The 20,346-nt window shown below is 36.7% G+C and carries 9 protein-coding genes and 1 other RNA gene; 3 read left to right on the top strand and 7 right to left on the bottom strand.

The window, feature by feature from the left end:
- Positions 1–240 precede the first annotated feature (240 nt).
- From GM418_RS21670 to GM418_RS21685, 4 genes are all read right to left on the bottom strand, one after another.
- Positions 241–1,785 (bottom strand): hypothetical protein, encoded by a 1,545-nt coding sequence (locus GM418_RS21670; protein ID WP_158869310.1) that lies wholly within the window; start codon positions 1,783–1,785, stop codon positions 241–243.
- A 100-nt stretch (positions 1,786–1,885) separates the two neighbouring features.
- Positions 1,886–2,989: a helix-turn-helix domain-containing protein gene (locus GM418_RS21675; protein WP_217447557.1), complete on the bottom strand. Its 1,104-nt coding sequence runs from the start codon at positions 2,987–2,989 to the stop codon at positions 1,886–1,888.
- A 931-nt stretch (positions 2,990–3,920) separates the two neighbouring features.
- Positions 3,921–8,384 carry a S8 family serine peptidase gene (locus GM418_RS21680; protein WP_158869311.1) on the bottom strand — a complete coding sequence of 1,488 codons (4,464 nt, stop codon included), beginning with the start codon at positions 8,382–8,384 and terminating at the stop codon, positions 3,921–3,923.
- Positions 8,385–8,493: 109 nt separating this feature from the next.
- The gene (locus tag GM418_RS21685; RefSeq protein WP_158869312.1) at positions 8,494–9,684 is read right to left on the bottom strand and encodes a hypothetical protein; all 1,191 of its coding nucleotides are present in this window, start codon (positions 9,682–9,684) and stop codon (positions 8,494–8,496) included.
- Positions 9,685–9,960: 276 nt separating this feature from the next.
- Here GM418_RS21685 and GM418_RS21690 point away from each other — a divergent pair, with 276 nt between their 5' ends.
- A complete protein-coding gene (locus tag GM418_RS21690; RefSeq protein ID WP_158869313.1) occupies positions 9,961–10,629 on the top strand; it encodes a response regulator transcription factor in 669 nt (222 codons plus the stop codon).
- Between the two features lie 71 nt (positions 10,630–10,700).
- Here the strand turns inward: GM418_RS21690 and GM418_RS21695 are convergent, their stop codons facing one another.
- On the bottom strand, positions 10,701–12,398 hold the full coding sequence (locus GM418_RS21695; protein ID WP_158869314.1) for a hypothetical protein: 1,698 nt from the start codon (positions 12,396–12,398) through the stop codon (positions 10,701–10,703).
- 515 nt (positions 12,399–12,913) lie between these two features.
- Here GM418_RS21695 and GM418_RS21700 point away from each other — a divergent pair.
- Both GM418_RS21700 and GM418_RS21705 read left to right on the top strand, forming a co-directional pair.
- Positions 12,914–14,200 (top strand): glycosyltransferase family 4 protein, encoded by a 1,287-nt coding sequence (locus GM418_RS21700; RefSeq protein ID WP_158869315.1) that lies wholly within the window; start codon positions 12,914–12,916, stop codon positions 14,198–14,200.
- Between the two features lie 11 nt (positions 14,201–14,211).
- Positions 14,212–15,396, top strand: a complete 1,185-nt coding sequence (locus GM418_RS21705) for a polysaccharide deacetylase family protein (RefSeq protein WP_158869316.1) — start codon at positions 14,212–14,214, stop codon at positions 15,394–15,396.
- Between the two features lie 158 nt (positions 15,397–15,554).
- On the opposite strand, the gene ssrA is transcribed toward GM418_RS21705, so the two are convergent.
- Positions 15,555–15,954: a transfer-messenger RNA gene (ssrA, locus tag GM418_RS21710) on the bottom strand.
- Positions 15,955–16,323: 369 nt separating this feature from the next.
- A complete protein-coding gene (locus tag GM418_RS21715) occupies positions 16,324–20,058 on the bottom strand; it encodes a BspA family leucine-rich repeat surface protein (protein ID WP_158869317.1) in 3,735 nt (1,244 codons plus the stop codon).
- Between the last annotated feature and the right edge of the window lie 288 nt (positions 20,059–20,346).

Here is a 20,346-nt window from a genome sequence, read left to right on the forward strand (position 1 = left end):
CTGGGAGAATGTTAGTTAGTGGATTCATATCGATTTGACTTCGTTTATCCATATTTCAAAATTTCAAAAATATGTACGAATAAATCTTATCGGGAAGATAGTTCAAGTCTGTTCCGGGATCTCCAAAGTAAAAAGGAGGTCAGATTCGACCTCCTTTTTCTATAAATACACTCTAATCTGAATTTAACTAGGAAGATAATTCTAGATAACCTGGTCAAACTATATTCACACTAAAATCAACTATTTTTTAAAGGCAAGAAATTGTATACTGTGAGGAGGAACCAAAGTTTCTCCTTTCTTTATCTTCTTCCCGCTTACATCAGGCAAGGTTTCGTCTGGTGTTAACTCTAAAACTTCACCATTTAGTTTTACTGTTTTAGTAAGTAGTTCATCTGCAGTTAATAAATATTGCTCTGCATCAGCAGGTATTTCAATGGAAGTTTCAACGTCTTTAGGATTTACAATTAATGCTGTATATCCTTTTTCGCCTTTCAGATTGTGGATAAATACATCAATTCCTTCGGCTGTAATTCCTGCATCGTACACTTCTGTCCCCATCAGTTTACTCCAAAGAAATGCAGCCCAATAGTTGGGGCGCGGTTCATGAGTATCCTGATCGAGCAATGCATATTCACTTGCACATAATGTATTATGCATTACCACCTGAACACCTTTTTTTGCCAGTCTGCCTAATTGTTCCAGATATCGGAAACAGTCATTATAAGTAGCTGCCCACGGATTACCTCCGCAAGCTGCTTCAGCAGTCTCGGTTAGCCAAATGGGTGCATCAGGGTTGTATTTGTCGCGTAATTTTTTATAAAATTCGAACTCTTTTTCCGTTTTGCTAAACCATTCACTGGTACGTTCGTCTTCCGGAGTAAGATCTCCACCACACCTTTTTGATACCCCTCCATAAAAATGATAAGAAAAGATTTCAAATTCAGGGATGGGTTCCGTTGTATACATCGCTTCTGTAGTTATTGTTTTACCAATAGCGCCAGCCGCAACATTCACCTCACTTGTGTCAATTAACAAGCCACCTTCACCTACTGAACCGGGGCCCACTATTTTCATTTCGGGAATGGCAGATTCTACAAAACTCTTAAAAGAAGCAAAATCTCTGTTAAACCAGGCTGCATCATAACCTGCTGGCCCGCCTCCCAACGCGGCAAATGTCGGTTCGTTGAACATTTCGGCTGCTGCAATCTCTCCTCCAATTAATTTGGTATAATTTACCAGTGGTTCTATCTGTGCCGGAGTCCAGTTCCCTTCGCTGTCGCGCATACCGTTGCTGACTGCAAACGATGTTACTAATTTCGAATTGGTTGCCTCACAAAAATCAATCACTCCTTTCCATTGTTTTCTTGTGAGAACATTTTCGTAACCTTCCGGAGCAGTTGTTAATTGAGGTTCATCATCATCCTGAAAATAGGTTGTATTTGCCCAGGTGCCACTTACCCTAATATACAAAGGTTCTAATGCATTAGTGAGCATTCGCAATTTTTCATCGTACAGATTAACTGCGGGGATGGTTCTTTTTAAAGCGTTAAAATCTCCTGTCGCTACCTTGGATGGATCAAGCAAATCGTAAGGAATCCAAAATTCACCACCAACCACCTCACACATTTCAACATTAAACGATTGATATTTTTCATCAACCTGACCAATAAGTTTTAAATCAGATAAATTTAATATAGAAATTCCCTCTTTACTCTTTTGCGTGGGAGTACAGGAAAAACCAAAGAATAAAAATACCAATGTAATTATGACCAGACTTTTTTTCATTTTTTGACATTCTTTGAATTAATAAATTACTGTATTAGTTGACACCAAAAGTATTCAATACAAGATATACGTTAGTACCAGCCGGTTTGTTGGAACTATTTTAATTCAAAGACTTTTTGTACTCAGTGGGTGTTTGGCTGGTTTCCTCTTTAAAAATTCTGTGGAATGATGTTTTTGAATTAAATCCACATTCAAATGCTATACCCAGAATCGAATAATGACTGTATTTCGCATTGACTATCATTTTTTTTACTTCTTCAATCCTGTATTCATTAATCAATTTATAAAAATTCTTTTTTTGACCTAAATTTATCACCTGTGATAAATTTTGCCTGGAAATATTTAAATCGTCAACCATCATTTGTAAATTGAAATCCGGATCGAGATACGGTTTTTTTGTTTTCAAATAATCGGTAACTTTTTGATTAATGTGTTCAACTTTATAGTCGCTCAAAGCAGAACGTTTGTATTTTTCACTTTGGTCATTTTCAGCACTTTTTTCTGAATTCTTTTTTAATTTATAGATGGCTGATTGATTATTTCCAAAGTACACCATTAGAAATGTAAAAATGGTCAGGTTGGTTGTAAGTGGAAATATTGACACAAACCTGATGCTAAAAATTTTAAAAACAAGAGATAAAATAAAATCAGCCAAAAACAGAAGAACAAAAATAATTACAACAAATATTAACCAGCTAAACGTATTTTTCGGGGTATAGTTTGAGAAATAGTAGGGTATCTTTTTTCTGTGACTCAGAATAATTCTGATGGCAAAAAACCAATATAAAAACAGAGAAAGAAGCAAAAGCAAATAATAAATCTTATTATTCCCCGACAGTGAATATTCCTCAAATCCGTATGGATTTGAAAAAGATATCGGATGGGTTACAGAACGATGAATGCCAACCAATAAGAGTGGTAAAATATGAATTAAATGCTGCTTTTTGAGTTGAAAATTATGAATTGCCAGCGAGGATACGTAGAAGTATAATAATGGCCCCAATAAAAAAAGAAAAGGGAAAATACCTGGTTTAAAATAGTCGACTACTTCAAAAGGAAGAAGTTCGGAGCCAAGAAAAATAGCATTTACAAACAACCATATCGCTAATAATAGGAAACTTAAGTGTTTGGGGCGTTTTGAAATAAATAGTATTGTCCCGAATAATGACTGTACAAATCCAACAATGATTATTATTTCACCCATTTTTCTTCTTCAAAGTTAATATATTTACTCCCTTGTTTTAAACAACCATATTTCAAAGAAAGTCATAATTGTTTTTATACTCTAATATTTTTTTTAACTGCTTGTTTTGTAGTTTTTTATGTGTGAATTATATTGTATTATAATCTTAAAATTTACATTTTTCGTGGTGAAGGACATTCTAAAGGCCTTTATTGCAGAACTCCAGGTACAAGTCGTTAAAATCAGTAGAAACTTAATTCTGCGTTGAAATATTCTCACCAAAGAAAATCGTCAGTAAGGTGGGAATTATTATTTTGAATTTTTTCTCCATAACGCAGGTGAATACTGAAGAACATTCCGGTCTAAAAACAGGATGGTGACAGATTGCAGTCAAAGGTTACCGCTTGAGCAGAAAAAAATATTTCAATATTGAGCTACAATATTTTACTTCATTCTTAAAAAAATTGTGTTAAGAAAAGTACAATAAAAAGCCAACTATATATCCTTTTTCAGGACACTGTTTCCCATGAAAAACAGGTGCGATTAGAGAAAAGTGGGTGTTATTGTTCATTTCGGTATAATTTCAGGTGCAATGTATATAAAAAGAGCGCAATCCAAGAAAAATGGACGTAGATGTAGGGTTGTAGATTTAAATAGGTGCAAGGCAAAGAGTGAGTTGAATCTAAAATTATCTATTTTGCAGTGAAGAATTATGGGCAATTATGTGCACTAAGGGCATGTTATGAGGTAAAATATGATGGGTTTTAAACCGTTGTAAAACCCATCTCAAAGTTGTATGCTCATTCTTGTTTAACTTTAATTAACAATTATTTTGTTTTCATGACACGTATTTTTCGTTATTATCGATTTTATCATTTGCAGCCATTATTAATTTTTCGACTGCCGGATAATTTTCTTCACTCGTTTGAATTTTAATCAAGTTCATCGTACATTATAGTTTTAGAAGGCATATTCGTGCTGTTCGAACGTTTGTTTTTACTATTACAAAGTACACTCCTGATCTAAGAGATGATACATCAAAATAAGAACCTGTTGCTGCCTGTTCATTCATTAGCATTTCGCCTGTAGTTCTATACATCAATAGATTATCAATTAGCTCGTTTTGAGTTAATTGCACTGTAAATCCTTTGTTGGTGGGATTGGGGTAGATTAGTATTCCACTGGCGTCCTTATATCCGGTAACGGCATTTATATTTTCGACGGTAATGAACATTGTATCCGACGAAAAACAGGAGGCTCCATTAGACACCGTCACCCAAACCGGATGAATGCCCAGACCGAGTTCGCTGGCAACGATGGTAAGATTGGCTTCGGTTGTTCCATCGCACCAAATAATAGAACAATCGGAGTTTGGAATATGAAGGGATGTGGAATCTTCAATTCCTAAAACCCGATCAGGGCCAAGATCAACTACAAGTTTTTCATAAACGATAACCTGGAATTCGATTACACCTGTGCATTCATTTTTGGTTACCTTGTAAGTTAAAGTATGCATTCCCGCTCCGGCTACTGAAGGATCGAAATAAAGGCCTGAAACGCCTGCGCCGGAAAGTATTCCACCTTCGGGAATTGCTTCGATAGAAACCGGCAGCTGATCTTGGCAGAATGAAAGGTTTTCATTCAAAATTTCAGGGTGGATTACAGAATCTACAATTACCTGAAATTCGGTTTCTCCTCTACATTTGTTTTCAGTTACTGTGTAAGTTAAAGTATGCGTTCCCGGCCCGGCCACTGAAGGATCGAAGTAAAGTTCCGAAACACCGGCACCTGAAAGTATTCCACCTTCGGGAATTGCTTCGATAAAAACCGGCAGCTGATCTTCGCAGAATGAGAGGTTCTCATTCAAAATTTCAGGATGGATTACCGAATCTACGATAATCTGGAATTCGATTACACCTGTGCATTCATTTTCGGTTACGGTGTAAGTCAAGGTGTGCGTTCCCGGCCCGGCCACTGAAGGATCGAAGTAATGTTCTGAAACACCTGCTCCGGAAAGTATTCCACCTTCGGGAATTGCTTCGATAAAAACCGGCAGCTGATCTTCGCAGAATGAGAGGTTCTCATTCAAAATTTCAGGATGGATTACCGAATCTACGATAACCTGGAATTCGATTACACCTGTGCATTCATTTTCGGTTACGGTGTAAGTCAAGGTGTGCGTTCCCGGCCCGGCCACTGAAGGATCGAAGTAATGTTCTGAAACACCTGCTCCGGAAAGTATTCCACCTTCGGGAATTGCTTCGATAAAAATCGGCAGCTGATTTTCACAAAAGGAGAGGTCTGAATTCAGAATTTGTGGCTGAGGTACGGAATCCACAATTGCCTGAAACGTTGTTTCTCCTATACACCCATTCTCGTCGGTTAAGGTATAGCTTAGGATGTGTGTGCCTGGTCCGGCAAGAGCAGGGGAGAAGTATAAATCAGAAACGCCTTCGCCGGAAAGAACGCCTCCTTCAGGAAGTGCTTCGATTAGAACTGGTTGCTCATCTTCGCAGAAAGTGAGATCCGCAGTTACGATGGTTGGTTGCGGATTCCCGTATATGTCGATGGTTTTTTCGAATGAATTATTGGTGCTATTATTGTCGAGCGAACAAGTCAGTAGAAATTCAAATGTGTAGTTCTGTTCAGCGCTTAAATCCAGATGATTATTCATTTCATAACTTAGCACTTCGTTGGGTAAAAGTGATTCAGAAAGCACCACTATTTCTTCAACACTCTCATTCGAAGAACAAATCATTTGAATCATAATACTGTCGCCGGATAAAGCTGGATCTGGTCCCAAATTTTTAATGGAAACGGATACCATTTCATCGTCAGACAAGGTGCAGGATGATACCGGGCAATTTAATGCCGTTATCGTAAAGTCTGTAACACGCGGTTCTTCTTCTCCCGAAACTGAAATATTATCCAGCCCGGCGCCCATTCCCCATTGATAAAGATCGTCGTAGTAAAAGCCCAGTTGAATGCCGTTTTTACAAATTTCCGGGGGCAGTTCAACTGTTTTATGTGCCCAGGCAACGGCCTTTTCCAGGTTAATAAATTCATGCCACTCCGTTTCTTCCTGGTTTTTGTAAACCACATGTAATTCATCAATGGCATCGTAAATTTCGGTTTTTAATAAATAATCAAATGAAAGTGAAATGTTTGAATAATCGGCAAGCAGTAGCGGGGGAGTGGCAGCTATATCGGAAACGTGTACAGCTTCTCCGGCAGTGTAGGAATCAGTTGCAATAAATTTAGTGTTATTCGCTGAAAAATCGAGGTAGTAACAATTCAGTGATTCACTATCTCCCCATTGCCAACCCGAAATGTTGTCTTTTATCTGTACATCTGTAGTACCGGTTTCGAAATCAACAATGTAGGGCAACGAGCGGGCTGTTCGGGGATAAACTGTAACTTCATTCGTTCCAAGGCTTTCGGTTTCTGTATTATTTATGGAATAAACCGCTGTTACGTAATACGTGTATTCGTTATCGAAAATGATTGTTGCATCGTTGTAAGTGGGCGTATTGCTCTCGGACAGAAATGTGCCATTTTGATAGATTTTATATTTATCAGGAACTCCGAAAACGGGAGGAGCCCAACTGAGTAAAATGGCAGATTCACTGATGGCATAAGTTAAGTTTTGAGGAGGAAAGATTTCCGACTGTGTTTCAATTCCTGTTACTACCAGGCTAAACGCTTGTGAGCCTCCGTACAGCGTTCCCGAATGAGAAATCCTGATAGTAAAATTACTATCCCCCGGATTTGTAAAATAAACCTGTTCCACATTATCAATATGATTTGCTCCGTGTGTAGCCGAAGCTGCCGGGCTTTCGATATCGAGTACCCAGGGAAGAAAAGATTGCGAGGTAGTTGTATTTTGTATCGTTAAATTAAGATCGTTTTTCAGCTTACTGGTTCGTTGATTCAAGGAAGGAGTGGAAGCTTGTCCGGCCGGATCTGTCCAACAAATTGTGGCTTTTAAAAAAGGGGCATCGCCAGCTGTTGTTACCGGAAACGTTATTTCTTCTCCCTCATTTAATACTTTCTCATAAATATTTTTACCCTGATTGTTTGAATTGTTGTAAATCAGATCCGCTGCTGCTTTTATATTTATCAAACCCCAGCCAAAACTATAATCGGGGCCGGAATTGCCTAAATCGGTGGCCGAATGCATTAAGATACTTTTCAAGGTAGAAGATCTTAATTTTACGCCGGGCTGAAGCAGATTCTGGAGTTGAAGCAAAAGAGCAATAGAACCCGTAGCAGCTGCTGTAGACATTGACGTACCGGTGTATGTATCGTAACTTGTATTGGTTGAGGAAATGGAAGAATAAACATCAACGCCATCTGAAACCAGATCCGGTTTTATTCGCCCATCATCAGTTGGGCCAAAGCCACTAAAAGCAGTCATGTTTTTTGCATCATCAACTGCTCCGATAGTCAGTATATTTTTGGCTACTGCTACCGGCGATAAACAATCGTAACCATCTTCGCCGCCGTCAGGCTCGCGTTCATCGTTAACCAATATCCAGTTTTCGTCCCACACATAATGAGAAACCGCTGTTTCCGGGCCATCGTTTCTATCGTTTCCGGCCGATTTTACAATGAGGTAGTATGGGGCCATTTGCGCAATGTAATCCAGATCGGCACTCACATCGCTGTAAAAGCCAAACTCATAATCTTCGGTAGCCGAAATGTTCGGATCGCCGTACCAATACCAGTTTTCGTTTTGTGCATTGTAATACCAGCCGCATAATGGTCCGTACGAGTGATTTGAAATGGTTATTCCATCAGCAGCGGCGCTGGCCATTTCTGCAATATCATTATCTAAATCCCATCCCTTGATGAGGGCTTTCCCGGCCATTCCTTTAGCTTCGGATTTTTTCCCCATAGCAATCATGGTACCCGAAATATGTGTTGAGTGGTCAGATACCGGCATGTTTAAATCGCGCATTGTAATCCGTGAACCATCCGGACTTTGAAACTCCTGGTGTGTAGCTAAAACCGTTCCTCCATCCCAGAGATTTATTTCAATCCCTTCGCCTGTAAGTTCGGGGTATTCGTTGCCGGGCGACCAAACCTGGTCGACAGCAAGAGTTGCCGCAACACTTAAATTGTCGGTGGCATAATAAACCGGTTGATTGTTCTGGCCCAGGCGTTGAAGGCTAATTACCCGGCCGGATTCTTCAATGTAAAATACGGGTATTTTTAAGCTGACGGCAAGCGAATCAGCAATTCGCTTTTGCTCCGTCCATCTGGCACTTCTTTGCAAGGCAAACCGGTTTAATTCTGTTTTGTTTGATTCAGCCAGCTGGCTTGGCTGTGCAGGTAAAATGTGGGTGCTTCCAGAGAGAATGATCAAAATTATACATCCTTTTAATAGAGAAGCTGTGGTACGATGTGTAAACATATTGCCGGATTTTAGAGAACCATCTGCCACAGAATGGCAGATAGCTACACTTCAGATTACTACACGGGAAAATTTTGATAAAACCACAATTGCCTGGTGATTATATATTTTAAGGTTGGTAATTTGTTAAAAAAATAATATTTGAATCCCCATGTACATAATCCAGAACTTGTACGGCGTCATCAACGGCTATTGCAAAACCCTGTACTTTTGTATGGTCAAAATCAGCCCACCGGTAAGTGAATTGAGGCTGGGAACCTATTCCTTTAAAGTCAACCATACCTTCAAAAATGTCGAAAACTGAGAACACCGGACCTTCTGAAACACCATTCTCATTTACAGGATAGTAAACATTGTCCCAAACCAGATACTGGATATACCGGTCTTGATAAACTCCACGGTTGTACTGAAATTGCGCATCGCCTTCTCTTGGTTCTGTGAAATTCCAATAATAATTATTGTCGTGATTAAAATCATAATCGTGTTCATTCAAGATAGGATTCAGACCGATACAATCCAGAAAACCATTAATGTATACTACTTCATCAATGTCAACGGTGCCGGTTTTGTCTGAACCTGCAGAAAAACAACCTGCAGCAAGCAGTAGCGGATCGATTTGGTAATCGGCTAAGAAAGCCAACCGGTTCTGGTAGTTGTTCTCTGCTGTTTCTTCATACATATAATTCATCAGGTATTGATAGATGGCCATATTTTCACGAGGCGAGTCTATTGTTTTGGTAAGAACAAGCGAGTCGGTGACAACAAGATCATAATTCCAAATGGATAGCCGACCACAGAAATCAAGCGTGAAATCATCTCCGACTTCTATTACTTTCATGACTTCTTCAAGGGCTTGATCTAAAACCGATTGCGGTGAGCGAACAATGTTTAAACGCCCGAAATCTACTTCAATGGGACTGGCCGATTCAGGAACTTCACCATATTGGTCAAGTTCAATTACTGTTCCGGTAATAGCATCGATGGGTTGTACAAAATACTCATCGTCTCCAATCTCTCCATTCAGGTCGACATCAACAGTAGTCATTATAGGAACACCATCTGCATCCCTCAATAGCACGTACAAATCGCCGTAGTCTCCTCCACGGGTAGTTCCTGAATCATCATTTCCCTTAATGTGATCATTATCATCGGTGTTCCCACCTGCCCATTCCGGCCGGTCAGAATCATCATCTACATTTGGGAAAACATCGCCTTTTTGGCAGTTGCTTAGCAGAATTGTTAAGCAGCTCATTAAGAGTAAAAAAAATACATAGCGAGAATAGCGGATAATTGTTTTCATGGCAAAGAAATTTTTGATTAAAATAAATCCTGGCTCTATTTCTGACTATGTCATTGGGTTTAACAATTTACAAAAATAGAAGGGGCAAGACAATCCTAAAATTGTTGATTTTTCTGACTCACTGGCCAGTTTCAGATCAACATTTGCGCTAGTGGAAGTAAACAATTCAGAACTCTGTCTCAACAATTATACGGTATCAAGTAGACACTTCTTTGTAATTTTTTGTAACTTGTATATCGGTTTTTTGATTTGTTTGCCATGCTTTTTAATGACACCATGAAAATATTGATTGCCTATGATCAGAGGTTGGTTGCTGAATGTCTTAAAACTTATATGGTAGAAAATCAGCATTCTCAGATAGTAGGTCTGGTCAACAATGCCGAAAATCCGTTTAAAGTTATTGCCGATTTACGTCCTAACTTAATAATCTTTGAATTTAAGTTGTGGTCTATAAAATATATAGACTATATGTCGAAGTTAAATTTAAAATTTCCGCGACTAAAAATACTGGTTATCTCCGAATTGATTTCGCATGTTCTTATGATGAAGATTATGCCTTTTATTAACGGGTATATTGTGAAAAGCTGTTCGGCAGATAAAATCATTCTTGCTATTCAGGAGATTAAAACTGCGGGAAAATATTTGTGTCCTAAGGCCGTAGATAAATTTTTTAGTTGTCAGAGAGAAGAGCAGAATGATTCAAAATTAACCAGCAGAGAGAAACAGATTTTAGGAACATGGATTACCGAAGAAACCTATAATGCGGTAGCAAATACACTTAATATAAGTGAGTCGACTGTACGTACGCATTTGAAAAATATTCGGGAAAAATTGGGCAGTCTAAATCATTTACAAATGATGATTTATGCCTGTCAACACAATTTAATAAGCGATAAACACAAACCAATTTGCCCGAATTGCAGGTTTTCAGCAAGCATTTCCTAATAGTTCAACGTATTCATTTAGGCTTTTTGTATTGGGCTGATAATTAAAAATTGCCAGTTTTTGGAGCTTCTTTAGGCTTTATCCAGTATTTGTTTGCCGGTGTTGGTGGTGTAAAACCAAGGTATCAGCGTTTCACGCACGTGTTTGTTGGCCATTAATGCATCACGTATTGTTTTAAAGAGAGGAATTAAACACTCTGCCGATTTGGAGTCAGAACTATTTCGGTCGATATCAGTGAGTATTTTTTTAATTAGTTCGAAATTTTTTTGGTGAATTGTCAAATGAATAAACAGTTTTAATAAACTGCACTGTAGTTTTTGGTTATTTGCGTAGTAGTTTAGTATGCGTTTAAATAGGTCGTTGCTTAGAGGATTGTTCCCTTTCCAGTAAAGCAGGAGAAGGAAATGAAACACAATGTTTTGATTGAATTTTAAATAAGTATCGGATTGAATTTCGTGGTTAACTACATTATATTCGTAAAGAATTCCGTTTGAAATTAATTCGCGTAAGGCAAAATCGTTAAACTGAACTTGCAGTAATTTATCTTTTAACACCGAATTTCGTTCCTTCCCTTTGTTGCAGATTTCGATAAACTGATTGATAAGTATTTGTTTGTCTTCACTGTAAGGAGGGGAGAACAACCTTTTTTGCAGAAAATTTTTCAGAAGAATAATCTCCGAGATCGTATCTACTTCTTTAAACGATTCGATAAAAAGTCTCAGGAAATAGGGATTTTTTATTATGTGTAAAATGTCTGTATGATATTTCTCCAGATAAGAAAAATCGTACGGGAACTCAAATTTGTTGAGCAAGGTTTCAATTTCTGTTCTTTCAAATGGCGGAACATTTGTTTTTGCGTAGTTGTCATAATTAGAGGGTGTTACGCCATGCCAGCATGTTTTTAAGTAAGGCGTTTTTTGAGCCATGTACAGAAAAATATCCATGTTTTCGGGTCTGCAACTAAAAATTACTTTGTAATTTCCATTGTCAATTCCCATAATCATGCGAATAATATTTTCAGCCAGTTCGTGGTATCTTTTTTTATCGAAAAATATGTCGTCCACATCATCAATTATCATCCATAATTTTCCTTTTTGCTTCTCCGGATGATTTTGAAAATAGAACTCTGTACCGACAGTTAATTTAAAATCGAGAAGCTGGTTTAAGATCTCAGAGTTTTGATTTTTTGCATACAAGTTGAAGAATATGGCACCATCAACAAGTGTTACAATATCGTTTTTATACAGCGCATCTTTCTGAAGAAAGTATTTTTCTACCAGCTGAATAAGGAGTGTTGATTTTCCGAATCCATCGGGTGCGATAAAAAAAGTCGCTGTTTTCCCCGATTCCAGGAAATTATTCAAATGCTCGTTTGCAAATTCCCTGAAAACAAATAATCCATTTTTGTAGTGGGTTTTTTGTACTAACGAATTTAAACTATGATTGGTAATTTGCATAACCTGTCGACGAGTTTCTTCCCATATATCGTTATTTGCCGTATGAGGCTCGAAAGTATTAAAACGGGCAAGGTATTCTTCTTTGTTTTTAAATCCCAGGAACCTTAAAAGTGTTTCTTGTGTATATCGTGATGGGTGAAATGGTGATTTTATAAGACCAAAAAATCGTTTTATTGTAGAACTGCTTACCTGCCGATGTGTTTCAGCATAAATTTTATTAATTAGCCAATCACAATCCTTCTGGTGACGAATATCTCTTCCTGCCTTTTCAACTACATCTCCCCTCAATCTATTTAGCTGAGACTGGTTCATTTTTGGTTAAACAGTTTTTGTCTTTTTACATGGTTTAAGCTGTTTAGGTTACACGTTGTCAGGCGATCAAGAGCTTCTGCGAAATTAAAAAACAACTTAAAAACCGCGCCGAATCTGTTTTTTAGACGTCTGCAGAAAATGAATAAAATGAATAAGAAAATGAATAAACTGAGCTCATTTACAGCTATAAAAAAACAGTAATTTTGCTACTGGAATATATTTGGTATTAGAGTCATGAAAACAATTTTGGAACAAAAAACTAAGAGGTATCTGTTCGAAGCCAGACCAAGATATCCCGATCCATTTTATTTTTCGTATGGTGCGAATCAAAAACAAGAATCTTCAAAAGAAGAGCGGCATTATTCTTACATAGTTCCATGGCAAATGAAAGAATATGTTAAGTAAATAAGGGTAATTAAGATTACATAATCGAATTGTTAAGCGCATCATTCCGGCAAAAATTTGCCGGAAAAAAGAGGTATTTGACTGGGCAGATTAAACCAAAAAGAAAACAGATGAATGTATTAATGTTTGGGTGGGAATTTCCTCCGCACATATCAGGAGGCTTGGGTACAGCTTGCTACGGCATTACAAAAGCGTTATCGGCAAATCCGGGAATTAACTTAACTTTTGTGGTTCCGAAAGCATGGGGAGATGAACCTGCTTCGTCGATGAAACTGGTAGGCGCAAATAAAATTAACCTAATAAAAAGTAAAATCAAAACAGAGCGATTTCATTTTCCTCACACCAAAATCACGGTTCAATCAAACCTTGTACCTTATATCGATCCTGAGGATTATAAACGTGAGCAACTGCAAAAAATGCAAAGTTACAGTAAAACAACACATTTATCTGGAGAGACAATTGAATTTTCAGGAGCCTATACATCCGACTTAATGACCGAAATTCACAACTTCTCGGTAATTGCCGAGTACATTTCCTCCCAAAGTAACTTCGATTTAATTCATGCGCACGACTGGCTTACCTTTCCGGCAGGAATACAAGCTAAAAAAGCCACCGGAAAACCACTGGTAGTTCATGTACATGCTACTGATTTCGATCGAAGTGGGGGGAGTGTAAATCCACGTGTTTATGAAATTGAGAAAGCCGGGATGGAGGCTGCCGACCTGATAATTACAGTAAGTAATCATACGGCAGAAATGGTTGTGGAAAAGTACGGTATCACTCCATTGAAAATTAAAACCGTACACAATGGTTTGGAGCCCTTTAAAAATGCCGGAACGCGACCAAAAAGCAAAAAACATAACACAAAACTGATAACTTTTTTGGGACGTATTACCATTCAAAAAGGACCACAGTATTTTGTTGAAGTAGCCCGAAAGGTGCTGCCTTACATGAACGACGTTAAGTTTGTTATGGCCGGAAGTGGTGACATGATGGAAGCCACAAAAATGCTGGTCAATCAATACGGACTCAACGATAAATTTATATTCCCCGGATTTTTGAAAGGCGAGCAGGTAAATCATTTACTACACCGTTCCGATCTTTTTATCATGCCTTCGCTGTCAGAACCTTTTGGACTTGTTCCGCTGGAAGCCATGCACTTTAAAGTTCCTGTAATAATTTCAAAACAATCGGGAGTTTCCGAGGTGATTCATAATGCCATAAAAGTTGATTTTTGGGATACTGATGCCATGGCAGATGCTGTTTATGGTATTTTAAACCGGCCTGCAATAGGGAAAATATTAAAGAAAAAGGGAGCTCATGAAGTGCAGCATCTGAACTGGGAAAAACCAGCATCGAAAATTTTACGCATTTACAGTCAGGTAGTACGAGCTTAAAATACAATGCAATGAAGACAATATGTTTTTGCGCAAATATTCACATTCCTCCCCCAAAGTTTTACTGCCGGTTTTTTCATATTCGCCAAAATCATGCTAACCTGTCGTGCCCCGAAATTGAAACGTATTACAAACAAGTTTGTAGCAGTAGATTAGTACCCTGGCTGAAACTGCTAAATAAGCTCATAAGCGAATCTGACGGAAAACTCAAGCTTACACTTTCTATTTCAGGAAGCACATTAATGAAGCTTAAAGAATATAATCCCGATGCTTTAGTTTTAATGGGTAAATTACTAGCGAACCGACAAATTGATTTTTTTGCAGTACCTTATTCTCATTCGTTGCTGTCTTATGCTAACAGTGAATATTTCCGAACAGAAACAGAGAAACACCAACTGCTTTTAAAAGATATGTTTGGCAGCCAGCCGGAGGTTTACCTTTTGCCAACCGCTTTTAATTCGAAACAACTGCTTAAATCGATAACAGAAATAAACAGAAGTGCCGCAATAGTTTACCACGGCAAATTTAGTGACAATCAGTTCCAAATTCCGAGTGAAGAGTGTGGGTGGCAAACGCCAAAACTATTTCCTATAAATTGTCAGCTTAGTTATATTCTACAAAATGGTCTGTGTGGTATTGGCAAAAAATCTGTTGAATCTTCTGCCTCCGCTTTGTACTCGAAATTTATGAAGCATTTCCCGTCCTCGGATCCTGAAATAGTTATCTATAATCCTTTAAATATTAGTCCTGATTTTCAGTTGATAGCTGATAGTATTTTTGCTGCTTTTTTGAAAAAGTTGGTAAAAAAAACTGATACAACTTTCCTTCTTCCCTCTCAACTTCCCAAACATACATTTGTTTTCGATACATCCATGCCTAAAAAGGATGCAAAACCAGTGGCCGGTTTGTACCTGAAAAACAAACTTCAGAAAGAGGCATTTAGATTTTTACAAAAGGTGGAGGATTGTACCGGGTTGGATTCTCCGGAATTATGGGAAGTGATTAATGATATGGAATATTTGAGGTATATGAGTTTGAAATTTGTAAAACCGTCTTTTGTTAAAAGGTATTTTAATCCTTACTCAAGTCCGTACATGGCCTATCTCAGTTATATGAATATACTCGAGAACATTTGGATGAATCAGCAGGACAAAACTGCTTTCTCGCGTAAAAGTAATGTTTCGGTAAATACTTAAAGTATTTTGCGGATAACCAATTTATTAATTTAAAAACCTAATCTTTCTGTTCGCCGAATTGTTCACCTAAAATATGGTTTTTTTTGGTACGTTGTGAAAATAAAAAGCACTGAAATACAATGCTTTGACATTTTTTTTATTATAGATGATATGTGAAATAGTGGAGCTGGCGGGAGTCGAACCCGCGTCCAAACGAGGAAGCAACAAGCTTTCTACATGCTTAGCCCCGACTTGGTTTTCGTGTAAACACCGGATCAAGGCCACCCATATTTACCTTAGCTCCTAAATTTTCGCAGAAATTCCGGAGCAAAATTTCCACTAGCTTCGATTTACTTGCACCGCCGGTTCGGACCGCTTCAAAGCATTAGCATCCGGGCGATGTCTTGTCTCAGAACCTTGTTCCGGGATTAAGCAGTTAACCTACTGTGATTCGGTTACGCAGCAAGAGCGTAATTATTTTCGCCAATTAATATTTTGATCATTATTTTATAGGGTCAACAACCAAAACCCTGCATGCTTACCTGCCTCTTCTACCCGCTGTCAAAACCAGTCAGCCCCGCAGAAGTCTTATGTGCTTGATAATTAATCAAAAATAAAATATTGGAAAATCCCAAGTAACAAATGTACCTATTTTGTATATTCTCCAACCGTCTTATTGGTCGCAAAGATACATAAATTTTAATTTTTGCAGAATTTTAAGATTTAAAAATGTGTTTACTAAATGTTGTCTAATTGATTACTAAAATCAATAAAAATGGCAAAAGGAAATGTAATAAATGAGATTTTGAGGAAACAAGTGTTTGTGCCGTGGTTTTTTTTGCTGGGTTCATTTCACATCCATTGAGTAAATCTTTGCTTCCTTTTAACGATTCATATTTAAATGCTGAGAAAAAGATTCAAATACTGATTTCTTTATATACATTAATATCAATATTTCACAAGTTTATATTGTTGGGCGATTTCTTTTCCGTTGAATATTTTTACCAAATACAAACCACTGGCAATATGTTCCAAATCAATTTCATTTGTTCTTCCTTCCAATTTTTTTATTAAAATTGTTTTTCCAGTACCATTAATAATTAACATAGTTAACTGATTAGGATAATTTGTTTCAACAAACAGTTTATCTGTAACCGGATTGGGGTAGATTTGAATAGTATTCTTATTTGAAAAATCGCTAATTCCAGTTTCGATATTATTGATTATATTAAAAGTAAATAATTTAGAATAAACTTCACCACCTAAATCCATGGTTTGTATTCTCACAGAGTAGGAACTTTTAGTTTCATAATCAAATACTTCGTTGGTTTTAAGCGTATCACCAAATATTATGAAACTACTGTTATCGTTATCAACTTCTCCTGAAACAAGCGAATACGTATGGGAATCATCAATATCTTCATCTGTTGTGGTAAGTGTTCCTACTTGAGTTCCAATTACTTTATTTTCTTCAATTTCTAAATTTGATAATACAATGTCAGTTGGGTTTTCATTAATATCATTAATTGTGATTGCAAACGTTTTACTAAAAGTTCCTCCGTTCCTATCATCAGTTTGTATTCTTACTAAATTTACATTCTTAGTTTCATAATCAAATACATCATTAGTGAGTAATTTATCTCCGGAGATAGCAAAATTGCTGTTATTGTTATCTCCTGTTCCAGAAGCAAGCGAATAGGTGAATGCATCCGAGTCAGTATCAGTTGAAGTAAGTGTTCCAACAATTACGCCTATTGTATCGTTTTCATTCACAACAGAACTTGTTAATTCAATATTTGTTGGTGATAGGTTTTCATCTGTTTCCATTATTGAAATTGTAAATGATTTAGAATAAACTTCACCTCCGGAATCTTCTGTTTCTACCCTTATTGAATAGGAACTTTTTGCTTCAAAATCAAATACTTCTCCACTTTGTAAATTATCTCCTGAAATAGAGAAACTGCCATTATCGCTATCTCCTGTACCTGAAATAAGAGTATATGTAAATGAATCACCGGAATCTTCATCAATAGATGAAAATGTTCCAATTTCTGTTCCAACTGGTTTTTCTTCTTTTATTTCAGAATTTGACAAAACAATACCTGTGGGTGATTCATTCATATCATTAACTGAAACTGTGAACTGTTCAGAAAAAGTTTCACCGCCAGAATCTTCTGTTTGTATTCTTATTGAATAAGAAGATTTTGTTTCAAAATCAAATACTTCATCAGTGAATAATTTATCTCCTGAGATAGTAAAACTGCCATTATTGGTATCTCCTGTCCCAGAAACAAGAGAATAGGTGAATGTATCCGAGTCGCTATCGCTTGAAGTAAGTGTTCCAACTTCTGTACCTATTGTTTCATTTTCGTTCACATCAGAACTTGACAATGATATATCTGTTGGTGTATTGTTTATTGACGAACTTAAAATAGTATTTGATTTAATTTCAACAGTAGATGCTGATTTTAAGTTAACTTCACTCTCACAATTTATCTCTTTGTCGAAAGATATGTAATACTGATAATTAAAAGACGGATTCGTAGTTAAATCAGAGTAAGTGCCGTTACTTGAAGAAATTTGAGTAAGAAGTTCAAACTCACCATTTCCTATTTTACGATATATTGAATAAGAAGGAATACTTAATCCGACATAATGTGACCAGAAAAGATTTACTTCTCCCGAAGTTCCACGGTTCTGTGATAGGTGAATTGTATTGTGATTAGCACTCAAAGAGGATTCATTTCCACAACTGTCAATCATCGAAACTTTATAACTGAAACTTTGTGTTCGGTTATTAATTAGTGAATCTTTAAGAGAATTTTCAGTACAACTGATTTCACCAATTTGCTGATAATCATCTAGCGTGACACCTTCTCTGTAAATCACATATTTTTCAACGTTATAATTGTTTAAACCTTTATCTAAGTGAATAATATTTGATTCTCCTTCCGATGTAACATAACAAATACTTGTTCCTTCAAAAATTGGTTTCAGAGATAAAGAAAATTCTTCTTCAATAGTCATTTCATCACCATCAGTGATTACAACAGAGTATGTTCCCGCAGATAAATTTGATAGATTCTGAGTTGTATCCCCGGTGTTCCAGGTAAATTCTAAAGGTGGAACATATTCAACAACATCGAACGAAATTGAACCTGTTGGAGATCCTTCGCAAACTGGGTCTTCTATGGTTATGTTTTCAATTCTAAAATCATTTCTGTCAATAATGGTAATTGTAAATGATTTTGAATAGGTATTACCAGCCAAATCTTCAGTTTGAACTCTTAAAGAATAGGAAGATTTTGTTTCAAAATCAAATATTTCATTGGTTTTGAGAGTGTCTCCTGTAATAGTGAAACTACTGTTATCTGTATCACCTTCTCCTGGAACGAGTGAATAAGAGAATGCATCTTCTGAATCAATATCGGTGGTGGAAAGTATTCCAACTCTCGTGCCAACAATTTCATTCTCATTTACATCAGTACTTGATAATACAATGTTGGTTGGTTGATTGGCATATAGGTAAGAACAGTCTTTACTGTCATTCATTGTCCAATTCAGGTTATTAATCAGATAATTCCTTTTTGACTCAGATTCACAATATCTTAATCTGGAATCAAAAGTTTCATTTAAAGGCAAATGGTATATACCACTGTTATGATTTTCAACTATTTTTTTCAAAAATTTGTCATAATTTTCAACTGATAGATTGGTTCCTCTTAAGAAATAGAAGTAATTATTAACTTTTAAGTAATTCCATACACTAATGTCCTGATTAAAGGAAGTTGCATTAGTAAACATGGTATTCATAGTTGTTACGGAAGACACGTCCCAGTTACTAATATCCTGATTAAAGGAAGTTGCATTATAAAACATCGCGGCCATATCCGTAACTGAAGATACATCCCAATTCTCGATATTTCCATTAAATGACGATGCTTTATTAAACATTGAACTCATGTCAATAACAGAAGACACATTCCAATTTCCAATATTCTGATTAAAGGAACTTGACGTATCAAACATTCCTTTCATATTAGTAACAGAGGACACGTCCCAATTTCCAATATCCTGATTAAAAAAGCTTGTTTCCAGAAACATTCTTGACATATTGGTAACGGAAGACACGTTCCAATTACCAATGTTCTGATTAAAGCGGGTGGCGCAAAACATATGAGACATCAACCTAACCGAAGATACATCCCAATTTGCAATATCCTGATTAAAGGAACTGCAAAATTGAAACATGTAATTCATATTTGTAACCGACGATACTTTCCAGCTCCCAATGTCCTGATTAAAAGAACCTGCATCATAAAACATATATGACATATTCGTAACAGAAGAAACATCCCAATTACCTATATCTTCATTGAATGAATTTCTACCTTGAAATATCGAAGACATATCGGTTACCAGACTGGTACAAACCTTAGATAAATCTGCTCCTTCTTCTATTCGCTGAATAAGTAAAGTTCTGTCTACGGCTTCATACAAGACACCATCAACCCTGCCCGTGTCTCCTGCAACACAGTTTGAGCATTTAATAGTTACTCCGTTTGTATCAAGGTAAAATGTTGGTTCAGTGGGCTCTGTTAATAATCTGCAATTATCAATATTAGATGTAAATGAATAAGAAAAAAGAGGTAATAAGAATAGGATTGAGAGTAGATTTTTCATTGTGTTTGTCAAGTTTGGTGTAAAGAATTTGGTTCAGAAATTAGATTTTTTTTTGTTAAGAGATAAATATGTTTCTTCAAATTTAAAGGAATTGAAATACGTTACCAAAAATAGTTGAACAAATTTAACTTTTGTTCGGAAAAGCAAAGACTTGATATGACTCTTCAAATTTAGAATCCTTAATGATATTTAGTAAAGTAAAATTAGAGTTGAGGTCTAGTCATCTGGAAACTGTAAAATAGAGGTGGATCATAATCGGGAAGTTTGGGTGACAGGTTCGTTGTTCAG

The sequence above is a fragment of the Maribellus comscasis genome (genome assembly GCF_009762775.1).
GTDB classification, from domain to species: Bacteria; Bacteroidota; Bacteroidia; order Bacteroidales; family Prolixibacteraceae; genus Draconibacterium; species Draconibacterium comscasis.